Raw genomic sequence first — 12,366 nt, forward strand, 5'->3', positions numbered from 1 at the left:
CCGGCACATCACGGCGGCGGCCCCCTTTCGGAGAGTTACGCGTGCTGACCCGGCCGGTAGTCGCCGGCCGGGATCTGGAAGATGACGTTCAGCCTGTTGAAGGCGTTGATGGCGGCGATGGTCGCCACGATCGCGATGAGCTGGTCGTCGTCGTAGTGCTTGGCCGCGTTCTCCCAGACCTCGTCCGGCACGCCGCCCGCCGCGTCGGCGATCCGCGTGCCCTGCTCGGCGAGTTCCAGAGCCGCGCGCTCGGCCTCGGTGAACACGGTGGCCTCGCGCCAGGCGCCGACCATGTGGAGGCGCTGCTGGGTCTCGCCGGCGGCGGCCGCGTCCTTGGTGTGCATGTCGAGGCAGTAGCCGCAGCCGTTGATCTGACTGGCGCGGATCTTCACGAGCTCCAGGGTGGCCGGGGGTACGCCTGCCTCCGCGGTGACCGCGCCTGCGGCGACGAAGTGCTTGACGAGCTTGTTCGCGACGGGGCTGGCGAAGGGGTTCAGACGGGCTTCCATGGTGTGCTCCCTGTCGTGTGGGTCAGCGGGTTGCACACCTATGACGGAGCGGGTTCGTCGAATGTGACACGTTTGCTGGATTTGCTGCGGTGGATGCTTCGGGTGCGGGCCGGTGGGGGTTGCTCGCGCCCACGCGGCGGAGCCGCAAATCGATACAGCCCCGCGCCCCTAAAGGGGCGCGTTCAAGGGGCCCCTTCTATGTGCACCACCACAGGAACCTGTTGCACGTCTGGCTCGGTGACGGGGCGGGGGCCGACGTCGTCGGGTCTGCCGTCGGGGGCGATGCCGTCGTGGTTGTCGGGGTGGCCGCCGGGGCCGTCGTCGTGCCCGAACCCGTCGTCGCCGACTGGCCCTCCGTGTCCTTCGGGGACGCCGACGGCGAGTCGGACGCCTTGTCCTTCGAGGAGGAGGGGGACGGTGACGCGGAGGGGTCGGCCGAGGCGGAGCCCGCCGCGCCGGTCGCGCCGGAGGTGTCGTCCAGGGGCTGGGCGGTCGTACCCGGGGACGACGTCGAGGTACCGCCGTCGGTCGTGCTGCCGCCGCCCGCGGCCGTGTCCGGGGTCGTGAACGGTATGGCGTCGGTGCCGAGTTCGGCGAGGCTCAGGCCGCCCGCCGCCAGCACGCACGCCGCGGCCACCAACAGGACTCTGCGGCGCCGCCGGCGATGGGCCGCGGCCTTGCGGTCGCGACGGCTTCCGTCGGGGCCGGACGGCTCCTCGGGATCCTCGGCAGGGCTCCCGGCGGCCCGCCCCCGGCTCCGGTCGCCGCGTCCGCGCGCCGCCCGCCGCCGCTCGGCCCGGCCGCCCGCCGGCGCTTCGTCGTCCTCGCCGCCCGTACCGTCGTGGCCGTCGCCGCTCTCGGGGTCGTACCCGTCGGCGGCGAACTCCGGCTCCGCGTACGGCGTCTCACCGGGCAGAGCCGGTCCGGGGGCGGCCGCTTCCGGCGCGGACGCGCGTAGCGTTTCGATCGGTGTGCCGCACCCCGGGCAGGCGAGGGCGCCGTTGAGGTGCCGTCGGCACGGGTGGCAGTAGTCCATGACGCGGGAAGACTAAGTTCCCCACGGGTCACATAACCAGCCACCACTGTGAAGGTTCTGTGGGGGACCGAAAAACCTATCGCAAGCCTTGCCGAAACCGTTACCTGTTCGACCCATTGACACCCCCACCGCCCCGTCCTTACTGTCACGCCAGCATTTCGAACGCGTGACGAAATCTCGAACAGCTGAGGGGCAACTGCCGTGCGCATCACCGGAATCAGCACACACGTGGTCGGGACGCCGTGGCGCAACCTGACGTACGTCCAGGTGCACACCGACGAAGGGATCACCGGAGTCGGCGAGACCCGGATGCTCGGTCACACCGACGCGCTGATCGGCTATCTCCGGGAGGCCGAGGCCAACCACATTCTCGGTTCGGACCCGTTCGCAGTGGAAGACCTCGTACGCCGGATGAAGTACGGCGACTACGGCCGGGCGGGTGAAATCGTCATGTCCGGGATCGCCGTCATCGAGATGGCCTGCTGGGACATCAAGGGCAAGGCGCTGGGCGTGCCCGTGTGGCAGCTGCTCGGCGGGAAGGTCACCGACAAGGTCAAGGCGTACGCCAACGGCTGGTACACCACCGAGCGGACCCCGGAGGCCTACCACAAGGCCGCCCAGCAGGTCGTGGAGCGCGGGTACAAGGCGCTGAAGATCGACCCGTTCGGTACCGGCCACTTCGAGCTGGACCACGAGCAGACCCTGTACGCCGTGTCGCTCATCGAGGCCGTGCGGGACGCCATCGGGCCGGACGCCGAGCTGATGCTGGAGATGCACGGCCGGTTCTCGCCCTCGACCGCGGTACGGCTGGTGCGCGAGCTCGCGCCCTTCAAGCCGGCCTGGCTGGAGGAGCCCTGCCCGCCGGAGAACCTGAAGGCGCTGGAGAAGGTCGCCGCCAAGGTGGACATCCCGGTCGCCACCGGTGAGCGCATCCACGACCGCATCGAGTTCCGCGAGCTCTTCGAGAGCCAGGCCGTGGACATCATCCAGCCGGACGTCGGCCATATCGGTGGAATCTGGGAGACGCGCAAGCTCGCCGCCACCGCCGAGACGCACTACGTACTGGTCGCCCCGCACAACGTCGGCGGGTCCGTGCTGACCGCCGCCTCCCTCCAGGTCGGGTTCACCTCCCCGAACTTCAAGATCCTGGAGCACTTCAACGACTTCGCCGACGCCGAGATCAAGAAGGTGGTCAAGGGGGCGCCGGAGGTCGTGGACGGGTACTTCCACCTGTCGGACGCGCCGGGGCTCGGGGTCGAGTTCGACGCCGACGCGGCCGCCGAGTTCCCGCAGCAGCAGGCCCGGTTCGACCTGTGGGCCGAGGGCTGGGAGCAGCGCAAGCCCAAGGGGACGTCGAAGTGAGTTCCCAGGTCGTCGTCGAGGCGCCCGGCGCCCACCGGGTCGAGGCGCACACGCCCCGCGAGCCCGGTCCCGGCGAGGCGCTGGTCGCCGTGCACGCGGTCGGGATTTGCGGGAGCGACCGCGAGGTGTACCAGGGGAACCGGCCCGAGGGGTATGTGCGATACCCGTTGACGCCGGGGCACGAGTGGTCGGGGACCGTGTCGGAGGTGGGCTCCGGGGTGCCGGCCTCGCTCGTCGGCCGCAAGGTCGTCGGCGAGGGGTTCCGGAACTGCCAGGTGTGCGACCGCTGCCACGCCGGGGAGACCACCCTGTGCACCGACGGCTACGAGGAGACCGGCTTCACCCAGCCGGGCGCCATGGCCGCCACCCTCACCCTCCCGGCCCGCCTGCTGCACGCCCTCCCGGACGACGCGGATCTGACCGCCGCCGCCCTCCTTGAGCCCGCCGCCTGTATCGCGGCGGCCGCGCTGAAGGGCAACGCCCAGCCGGGCGAGCGGGTCGCGGTGGTCGGCACCGGGACGCTGGGCATGTTCGCCGTGCAGTTCCTGCACGCGATCTCACCGAGCGAACTGCTGGTGGTCGGCACCCGGAACGACCGGGAGGCGCTCTCCCGGCAGTTCGGGGCCACCGACTTCCGTACCAAGAGCGCCGAAAGTCCAGCGCTCCCCGACGACTTCGACGTCGTCATCGAGACCGCCGGGTCCGCGTCCGCCGCGCGCACCGCCGCCTCCCTGCTCAGGCGCGGCGGACGCCTGGTCCTGACCGGCATCCCGGCCGCCGGCGCCGAGGGCCTGGACCCGACCGACCTGGTCGTCCGGCAGCTGGAGGTGCACACCGTCTTCGGGGCACCGCCGGACGCCTGGGCGCACACGGTACGGGTCTTCGGGGCCGGTCTCCTCGATCCGCTGCCCCTGATCACGCACGAGCTGCCGCTGACCGAGTTCCCGCAGGCCATCGAGCTGATGGGGGCCGGAGATCCGAAGGTGGGCAAGGTGCTGCTCCGCCCCTAGTCGTACGCCGGTCGCGGCGTGCCCTGACCTCGCCGTGACCGGCGTACCACCAAGCCGTTTTTGCTACCCAGAGCCGCGAACCTTGTCCGAAATACCGAACATGAAGGACAGCTTGTGACGACCGACGCTTCCGTTACGGCGGCCCGCCGACCCGGTGAGCAGGCGCTCGCCGCCCTCGGCCTGGGTGCGCCCGCCCTCGACCCCGCCGACGCCTCCGCCCACAGTTTCCCGGGCGGCGGCAAGTGGCGCACCGAGATCCCCTCCTGCGAGGGTCCCGAGGCGCTGGCCGTCGTTCTCAAGGAGTCCTCGCGCCTGGACGTGCCGATCCACCGGATCAGCCAGGGCAGCGGCGTGTGGATGCTCACCGACGCCGAGATCACCGAGATGGTCGAGGCGACGAACGAACGGGACATCGAGCTCTGCCTGTTCACCGGCCCGCGCGGCACCTGGGACATCGGCGGCTCGGTGCGCTCCGACTCGCGGGGCGCCGGACTGCGCGCCCGCGGCCACGACGCCGTCGCCGGGTGCGTCGAAGACGCGGTCCGGGCGACCGAGCTGGGCGTCAAGTGCCTGCTCGTCGCCGACGAGGGCGTGCTGTGGACGCTGCACCGGGCCCGGCAGGCCGGGATCATCCCGGCCGACACCACCCTGAAGGTGTCCGCGCTGATCGGACCGGTCAACCCGGCCTCGTACTCGGTCTTCGAGCACCTCGGCGCCGACTCCGTCAACGTACCGAGCGATCTGACGCTCGACCACCTCACCGAGATCCGCCGGGTGTCCGGCGCCCCCCTGGACATGTACATCGAGGCCCCCGACGACCTCGGCGGCTACATCCGGATGTACGAGGTCGCCGAGCTGATCCGGCGCGGCGCCCCGATCTACCTGAAGTTCGGCCTCTCCAAGGCCCCCGGCATCTACCCGTGGGGCACCCACCTGCGGGACGTGACCCTGAACACCGCCCGGGAGCGGGTGCGGCGCGGCCGGCTCGCCCTGGACCTGCTCGCCCGGCACGGGGCGGACGGCGACATGGCGCCGCTGGGGTCGCGGCTGCCGGGGGTTCTCAACCGGTTCCCCGTCGAGGGTTCCGCCTGATGAACGTTGGGGACTGCAGGTCCGTCGTGGCTGGTCGCGCCCACGCGGCGGAGCCGCAAATCAACTGCAGCCCCGCGCCCCTCAAAGGGCGCTTCAAGTGACCTTGCTTGCAACATCTCAACGACGAGAAGAACAGGGACCGATCACATGCGCACTCGTAGAAGCGCCCTTACCCTCATAGCCGGGGCCGCCTCCCTCGCTCTGACCCTGTCCGCGTGCGGCCAGAGCAGCGACGGCGGCAGCAAGACCGAGGGTGGCAGCGCCAAGGGCGGCACCATCGGTATCGCCATGCCGACCAAGTCCTCCGAGCGCTGGATCGCGGACGGCAAGAACGTCGTCAAGGACCTGGAGTCCAAGGGCTACAAGACCAAGCTGGTCTACGGCGAGGACGACCCCGACACCCAGGTCTCGCAGATCGAGAACCTGATCACGCAGGGCGTCAAGGGCCTGATCATCGCGGCCATCGACAACAAGTCCCTGAACAACGTGCTCCAGGAGGCCGCGGACGCCAACATCCCGGTCATCGCCTACGACCGGCTGATCCTCGGCACCAAGAACGTCGACTACTACGCGTCCTTCGACAACACCAAGGTCGGTGTCGAGCAGGGCACGTACATCGTGCACAAGCTGGGCCTGGACAGCGGCAAGAAGGGCCCGTTCAACATCGAGCTGTTCGCCGGCTCGAACGACGACAACAACACCAAGTACTTCTTCAACGGCGCGATGAGCGTGCTCCAGCCGTACATCGACAAGAAGGAGCTGGTGGTCAAGTCCGGCCAGACCGCGCTGAACAAGGTCACCACCCTGCGCTGGGACGGCGCGACCGCGCAGTCGCGCATGGAGGACATCCTCACCTCCTCCTACAAGTCCGCCAAGGTCAACGCGGTGCTCTCGCCGTACGACGGCATCTCGATCGGCATCCTCGCCGCGCTGAAGTCGGACGGCTACGGCTCCGGCAGCCAGCCGCTGCCCGTCATCACCGGCCAGGACGCCGAGCTGGCCTCGGTGAAGTCGATCATCGCGGGCGAGCAGACGCAGACCGTCTACAAGGACACCCGGCAGCTCGCCAAGGTCGCCGCGACCATGGTCGACGACGTCCTGAACAAGAAGACCCCGCAGGTCAACGACACCAAGACGTACGACAACGGCTCCAAGGTCGTCCCCGCCTACCTGCTGCAGCCGGTGAGCGTCGACAAGTCCAACTACGAGGACGTCCTGGTCAAGGGCGGCTACTACACCGACGCCGAGCTCAAGTAACCGCCACTCCCTACTGATTGGAAGGCAGACCATGGCGGGCCCCGTCCTGGAAATGCGCTCGATCGTCAAGACCTTTCCCGGTGTCAAGGCGCTGTCGGACGTCACGCTGACCGTCCGCCAGGGCGAGGTCCACGCCATCTGCGGGGAGAACGGCGCCGGCAAGTCGACCCTGATGAAGGTCCTCTCCGGCGTCCACCCGCACGGCAGTTACGAGGGAGACATCCTCTTCGAGGGGGAGCTCTGCAAGTTCGGTGACATCCGGGCCAGCGAACAGCGCGGCATCGTGATCATCCACCAGGAGCTGGCGCTGTCGCCGTACCTCTCGCTCGCGGAGAACATCTTCCTCGGCAACGAACACGCCAGGGGCGGGTTCATCGACTGGCGGGAGACCCTGCGGCACGCCACCGAGCTGCTGCGCCGGGTCGGTCTCGACGACCACCCGGAGACCCGCGTCACCGACATCGGCGTGGGCAAGCAGCAGCTGGTGGAGATCGCGAAGGCGCTGTCGAAGAAGGTGAAGCTCCTCATCCTCGACGAGCCGACCGCGGCCCTGAACGACGAGGACAGCGGCAAACTCCTCGACCTGATCCTGGAGCTGAAGAACCAGGGCATCACCTCGATCATCATCTCGCACAAGCTCAACGAGATCCGCCGGGTCGCCGACTCGGTGACGATCATCCGCGACGGCCACTCCATCGAGACCCTCGACGTGAAGTCGAAGGAGACCACGGAGGAGCGGATCATCGCGGGCATGGTGGGCCGCGACCTGGACCACCGCTTCCCGGAGCGGACCGCGTACCAGGGCGAGGCGGACGCGGCACCGGCCCTGGAGATCCGCAACTGGACCGTGCGGCACCCGATCGACCAGGAGCGCAAGGTCGTCGACGACGTGTCGGTCCACGTCCGGCGCGGCGAGATCGTCGGCATCGCGGGCCTGATGGGCGCCGGCCGCACCGAACTCGCGATGAGCGTCTTCGGGCGGACCTACGGCCGCTACGACGGCGGCTCGGTCCTCAAGGACGGCACGGAGATCCGTACCAAGTCCGTCGCGGAGGCGGTCGGGCACGGCATCGCGTACGTCACCGAGGACCGCAAGCACTACGGCCTCAACCTGATCGACACCATCAACCGCAACATCTCGCTGACCGCGCTGAACAAGGTCGCCCGGCGCGGGATCGTGGACGAGCACGAGGAGCGGCAGGTCTCCGAGGGCTACCGCACGTCCATGAACATCAAGGCGCCGACGGTTTTCGAGCCGGTGGGCAAGCTGTCCGGCGGCAACCAGCAGAAGGTCGTCCTCAGCAAGTGGATCTTCGCCGGTCCGGACGTGCTGATCCTGGACGAGCCGACCCGCGGGATCGACGTGGGCGCCAAGTACGAGATCTACACGGTCATCGACCAGCTCGCCGCCCAGGGCAAGGCGGTCGTCTTCATCTCCTCCGAGCTGCCCGAACTGCTCGGCATGTGCGACCGCATCTACACCATGGCCGCGGGCCGCCTGACCGGCGAGGTGCCCAGGGCCGAGGCCACGCAGGAAGTGCTGATGCGCCAGATGACGAAGGACAAAGAGGTATCGCGATGAGCACGGATGTCACCGCCAAGAGCCCGGCCCCCGTGCCGCCGGGCTGGAGCGAGCCCGGCGACGACGGCGGCCTGCTCCAGCTGGTGCTGAACGGGCTGCGCCGCAACATGCGCCAGTACGGCATGCTGATCGCGCTCGGTCTGATCGTCGCCCTGTTCGCCGTCTGGACCAACGGGGACCTGCTGCTGCCGCGCAACGTCTCCAACCTGGTCCTGCAGAACAGCTACATCCTGATCCTCGCCATCGGCATGATGATGGTGATCATCGCCGGGCACATCGACCTGTCGGTCGGCTCGCTGACCGCGTTCGTGGGCGCCTTCGCGGCCGTCCTGACGGTCAATCACGGGATTCCGTGGCCGGTCGCACTGCTCCTGTGTCTGGCGATGGGTGCCGTGGCCGGCGCGCTGCAAGGGTTCTTCATCGCCTACCTGGGCATACCGTCGTTCATCGTCACCCTCGCCGGGATGCTGCTCTTCCGGGGTCTCACCGAGATCCTGCTCCAGGGGCAGACCATCGGCCCGTTCCCGAACGGCCTGCAGAACCTGGGCAACGGCTTCCTCCCCGAGGTGGGCCCGCACACCAACTACCACAACATCACGCTGCTGCTGGGCATCGTGCTGATCGCCGCCGTGGTCTGGCAGGAGTTCCGCGACCGGCGCCGCCAGCAGGAGTTCTCCCTGGACGTCCTGCCCACCCGGCTCTTCCTGGTCAAGCTGGTCGCGCTGGGCGCCGCGATCCTCGTCCTCACCCTGCTGCTCGCCAGCTACAAGGGTGCGCCGATCGTCCTGATCGTGCTGGGTGCGCTGGTCGTCGGCTACGGCTACGTGATGCGCAACGCGGTCTTCGGCCGGCACATCTACGCGATCGGCGGCAACCTGCCGGCGGCCAAGCTGTCCGGCGTCAAGGACAAGAAGGTCACCTTCTACGTCTTCCTGAACATGGGCGTGCTCGCGGCCCTGGCCGGTCTGGTGGTCGCCGCCCGGCTGAACGCGGCCTCGCCGAAGGCGGGCGACGGCTTCGAACTGGAGGCGATCGCCTCCTCGTTCATCGGCGGCGCCTCCATGAGCGGCGGTGTCGGCACCATCCTCGGTGCCATCATCGGCGGCCTCGTCCTCGGCGTGCTGAACAACGGCATGAACCTCCTCAGCGTCGGCACCGACTGGCAGCAGGTCATCAAGGGCCTCGCCCTGCTGGTGGCGGTCGGATTCGACGTGTGGAACAAGCGCAAGTCCGGTTCGTAAGTCAGCGATGACGCTCCGCTGGGAGGGCCGAATGAAAACTGCAGGCCGGCGGGGGCTGGTCGCGCCCACGCGGCGGCAGCCGCACATTCGAGACCGTCCCGCGCCCCTTCGGGGCGCGGGACCCGGTGGGCGCCTTTCAACTCTCTTTTTAAGGAGCCGCTAGATGGAACTGAACAGACGCACGGTCATTGCAGGCGCGGCAGCCGCGGGCATCGCCGCCACCACTCTTGGCACCGGTACCGCCGAGGCCGCCTCGGGAGGCAGGAAGCCGGTGAAGGAGTCCTTCGGGAAGCTCGCCGACGGCACGAAGATCTACCGCTGGTCGCTGGAGAACGGCGGCACCCGGCTGAAGGTCCTCAACTGGGGCGGAGTCGTCCAGACCCTGGAGATCCCGGACCGCCGCGGCCACTACACCAACGTCGCCCTGGGCTTCGACAACATCGACGACTACGTCGCCAAGACCCCGTACTTCGGCGCCCTGATCGGCCGCTACGGCAACCGCATCGCCAAGGGCCAGTTCACCCTCGACGGCAAGAGCTACCAGCTCTCCGTCAACGACGGTGTGAACAGCCTGCACGGCGGCACCCAGGGCTTCGACAAGCACGTCTGGGACGTCGAGCCGTTCGTGAAGGGCTCGGACGTCGGGCTCGTCCTGCACTACACCAGCGTCGACGGCGAGATGGGCTACCCGGGCACGCTCAAGGCCAAGGTGACGTACACCCTCACCAGGCGCGGCGAGTGGATCATCGACTACGAGGCCACCACCGACAAGGCCACGGTCGTCAACCTCACCAGCCACGTCTACTGGAACCTCGCCGGCGAGGGCAGCGGGACCATCGAGGACCACGAGCTCACCATCGCGGCGGGCAAGTACACGCCGACGGACTCCGGGCTGATCCCCACCGGTGAGCTGGCCACCGTCCACGGCACCCCGTTCGACTTCCGCGAGACGAAGACGATCGGGCGGGACATCCGGGCCGGGCACGTCCAGCAGGTGCAGGCCAAGGGCTTCGACCACAACTGGGCCCTGGACAAGGGCATCACCGCGAAGCCCGAGCACGTGGCCACGCTGCGCGACCCGCGCTCCGGCCGCACCCTGAAGATCGCCACCGACCAGCCGGGGCTCCAGTTCTACTCCGGGAACTTCCTCGACGGGACGCTGACCGGCACGGGCGGGCGGACGTACCGGCAGGGTGACGCGCTGTGCCTGGAGACACAGCACTTCCCCGACTCGCCGAACCACGCCAACTTCCCGTCGACGGTGCTCCGGCCGGGGCAGGTCTACAGGACGCGGACGGTTCACACGTTCGACGCCTGAGTCAGCGTGGGCGCGGCCGGTAAGGGGCTGGTCGCGCCCACGTTGGGGAAGAAACGTAAACTCACACTTTTTTCACACTGGTTGAACGGCGCCGCTCGCGCCTCCGTACTCAAAGGCGGCCCGTGCTCCCCCGCGCGGGCCGCCCAAGACGACGGGCCCGGACGTCCCCATCGGGCCCGCCTCATACGGAGGTTCAATGGCCGGCAGCGTCACCTCGTTGTTCCGCAGCGGTGCTCACAGCCCGTCGATGGCGGCGCTGGCACGCGAGGGGGGCGACGGAACCGGTCCGGTCGACTTCTGCATTCCCTGCAACCCGTACTTCCCCACCCCGGCCATGATGGAAACGATGGCGGCCCGGCTGAAGGACATCATCACCTTCTACCCGAGCAGCGCCGACACCATCACCGCCGAGCTCTGCCAGCTCCTCCAGCTCCCGCCGCAGGCCGTGGCCATGGGCAACGGCTCCACCGAGCTGATCACCTGGATCGACCACCTGCTGGTCCGCGAGTCCCTCGCCATCCCCGTCCCCACCTTCGGCCGCTGGACCGACCAGCCGATGGAGACCGGCAAGCGCGTCGACATGTTCCCGCTCCAGGAGTCCAACGGCTTCGCCCTGGACCTCGCGCAGTACGCCGAGTTCATCCGCAAGCGGGGCACCAAGGTCGCCGTCATCTGCAATCCCAACAACCCCGACGGCGGCTTCCTGCACAAGCAGCAGCTGGTGCAGTTCATGGACGCGATGGCCGACCTGGACCTGATCGTCATCGACGAGTCCTTCCTGGAGTTCGCCGACGCCGAGGCCGAGCCCAGCGTCGTCCAGGAGGCCATGCTGCGGCCCAACGTCATCGTGCTGCGCAGCCTCGGCAAGAACTTCGGCCTGCACGGCATCCGCTTCGGCTACATGGTCGCCAACCCCGCCCTGGCCGGCAAGGTCCGCTCGATGCTCCCGAAGTGGAACCTCAACGCCTTCGCCGAGTACGTCGTCTTCATGCTCAAGGAGCACGGCGCCGAGTACGCGCAGAGCCTGCTGCAGGTGCGCCGCGACCGTCTGGAGATGGCCAGCCAGCTCTCCCTGCTGCCCGGCCTGACGGTCTACCCCTCGCAGGGCAACTTCCTCTTCGTGCGCCTTCCCGTCGGCGCCGAGGGCACCGTGGTGCGGGACCGGATGCTCACCGAGCACCGGATCCTGGTCCGCGAGTGCGGCAACAAGATCGGGTCTTCCAGCCGCTTCCTGCGTCTCGTGGTGCGCCCCGAGGTGGACGTGCGTCGCCTGGTGTCCGCCATGGAACAGGTGCTCTACGGGACCAGGAGGGGAGCCGCCGTACCCGAGCTGAGCACCGGGACCAGCTACAGCTCGGGTACGGCGGCGGTGGACCGGCTGGTGAGCGAGACCAACGGGGCGGGCATGCAGCTCGCGCAGGCCGTCGGCGCGATGTCCGTCCCGGGGCTCGCCGCCGCTCCCGCCGCCGGCGTCGGCATGCCGCTCCCCGTCGCCGCGCAGCAGGGCGCCGGGATGCCGATGCCGGCGGCAGCCATGCAGATGCAGCAGCCTCAGCAACAGCCCCAGCAGCAGCCGATGATGGCGCCGGTGGCTCAGATGTCACCCCTGGCTCAGATGGCCCAGATGGCCCAGGCGCCCGCACCGGCTCCGATACAGATGCAGATGCAGACCCCGGTCCAGGCACCCGCTCCGGCCCCCGCGCCGGCCGGGCCCACGCCGCCCGGGGTGCCGGCCCGGGGTGGGCTGACGGCCGCGCAGGTACGCGGAATGACGGCGCCCGCGCCGCCGGTACCGGATCTGGCACCGGCACCGGCCACCGGCTGGCCGAACGCGCAGAGCTGGCCCAATGCGGCAGGCATGGGGCAGGCCGGCTAGTCGCCTCGCCGTAGGGGTGCGGTACGTGGCCGGGCGCGGCACCGTCGTGGCTGGTCGCGCAGTTCCCCGCGCCCCTTACGGGG

General features: G+C 69.2%; 10 protein-coding genes. 8 read left to right on the forward strand and 2 right to left on the reverse strand.

Annotated elements, in window-relative coordinates; genetic code table 11:
- Positions 1-35: 35 nt before the first annotated feature.
- Together SSP29_RS16960 and SSP29_RS16965 are read right to left on the reverse strand one after the other, a co-directional pair.
- Positions 36-509: a carboxymuconolactone decarboxylase family protein gene (locus SSP29_RS16960; RefSeq protein WP_089101464.1), complete on the reverse strand. Its 474-nt coding sequence runs from the start codon at positions 507-509 to the stop codon at positions 36-38.
- 196 nt (positions 510-705) lie between these two features.
- Complete coding sequence (locus SSP29_RS16965; protein ID WP_150134332.1) at positions 706-1,545, reverse strand: SCO2400 family protein; 840 nt, start codon at positions 1,543-1,545, stop codon at positions 706-708.
- Positions 1,546-1,746: 201 nt separating this feature from the next.
- Between SSP29_RS16965 and SSP29_RS16970 the strand changes: the two genes are divergently transcribed.
- The 8 genes from SSP29_RS16970 to SSP29_RS17005 all read left to right on the forward strand — a co-directional run bounded on the left by SSP29_RS16970 (position 1,747) and on the right by SSP29_RS17005 (position 12,283).
- Positions 1,747-2,907 carry a mandelate racemase/muconate lactonizing enzyme family protein gene (locus SSP29_RS16970; protein WP_089101465.1) on the forward strand — a complete coding sequence of 387 codons (1,161 nt, stop codon included), beginning with the start codon at positions 1,747-1,749 and terminating at the stop codon, positions 2,905-2,907.
- A complete protein-coding gene (locus SSP29_RS16975; protein WP_089101466.1) occupies positions 2,904-3,917 on the forward strand; it encodes a zinc-dependent alcohol dehydrogenase in 1,014 nt (337 codons plus the stop codon). Before SSP29_RS16970 ends, SSP29_RS16975 begins: the two co-directional genes overlap by 4 nt.
- Before the next feature lie 114 nt (positions 3,918-4,031).
- Positions 4,032-5,009: a hypothetical protein gene (locus SSP29_RS16980; RefSeq protein ID WP_089101467.1), complete on the forward strand. Its 978-nt coding sequence runs from the start codon at positions 4,032-4,034 to the stop codon at positions 5,007-5,009.
- Positions 5,010-5,156: 147 nt separating this feature from the next.
- The gene (gene chvE, locus SSP29_RS16985; RefSeq protein ID WP_089101468.1) at positions 5,157-6,266 is read left to right on the forward strand and encodes a multiple monosaccharide ABC transporter substrate-binding protein; all 1,110 of its coding nucleotides are present in this window, start codon (positions 5,157-5,159) and stop codon (positions 6,264-6,266) included.
- Between the two features lie 31 nt (positions 6,267-6,297).
- Positions 6,298-7,848 carry a multiple monosaccharide ABC transporter ATP-binding protein gene (gene mmsA / locus SSP29_RS16990; RefSeq protein ID WP_089101469.1) on the forward strand — a complete coding sequence of 517 codons (1,551 nt, stop codon included), beginning with the start codon at positions 6,298-6,300 and terminating at the stop codon, positions 7,846-7,848.
- On the forward strand, positions 7,845-9,089 hold the full coding sequence (gene mmsB / locus SSP29_RS16995) for a multiple monosaccharide ABC transporter permease (RefSeq protein WP_089101470.1): 1,245 nt from the start codon (positions 7,845-7,847) through the stop codon (positions 9,087-9,089). The genes mmsA and mmsB overlap by 4 nt, the downstream gene beginning before the upstream one ends.
- Before the next feature lie 163 nt (positions 9,090-9,252).
- Positions 9,253-10,407, forward strand: coding sequence for an aldose epimerase family protein (locus tag SSP29_RS17000; RefSeq protein WP_150134334.1), 1,155 nt, complete (start codon positions 9,253-9,255; stop codon positions 10,405-10,407).
- A 196-nt stretch (positions 10,408-10,603) separates the two neighbouring features.
- Entirely contained in the window at positions 10,604-12,283 is a 1,680-nt protein-coding gene (locus SSP29_RS17005) for a pyridoxal phosphate-dependent aminotransferase (RefSeq protein WP_089101471.1), read from the forward strand.
- Positions 12,284-12,366 lie beyond the last annotated feature (83 nt).

This window comes from Streptomyces hyaluromycini, from assembly GCF_002217755.1.
Classification (GTDB): Bacteria; Actinomycetota; Actinomycetes; order Streptomycetales; family Streptomycetaceae; genus Streptomyces; species Streptomyces hyaluromycini.

Coding starts and splice junctions, on each gene's coding strand:
- SSP29_RS16960 (WP_089101464.1), bottom strand. CDS start 509: ATGGAAGCCCGTCTGAACCCCTTCGCCAGCCCCGTCGCGAACAAGCTC.
- SSP29_RS16965 (WP_150134332.1), bottom strand. CDS start 1,545: ATGGACTACTGCCACCCGTGCCGACGGCACCTCAACGGCGCCCTCGCC.
- chvE (WP_089101468.1), top strand. CDS start 5,157: ATGCGCACTCGTAGAAGCGCCCTTACCCTCATAGCCGGGGCCGCCTCC.
- mmsA (WP_089101469.1), top strand. CDS start 6,298: ATGGCGGGCCCCGTCCTGGAAATGCGCTCGATCGTCAAGACCTTTCCC.
- mmsB (WP_089101470.1), top strand. CDS start 7,845: ATGAGCACGGATGTCACCGCCAAGAGCCCGGCCCCCGTGCCGCCGGGC.
- SSP29_RS17000 (WP_150134334.1), top strand. CDS start 9,253: ATGGAACTGAACAGACGCACGGTCATTGCAGGCGCGGCAGCCGCGGGC.
- SSP29_RS17005 (WP_089101471.1), top strand. CDS start 10,604: ATGGCCGGCAGCGTCACCTCGTTGTTCCGCAGCGGTGCTCACAGCCCG.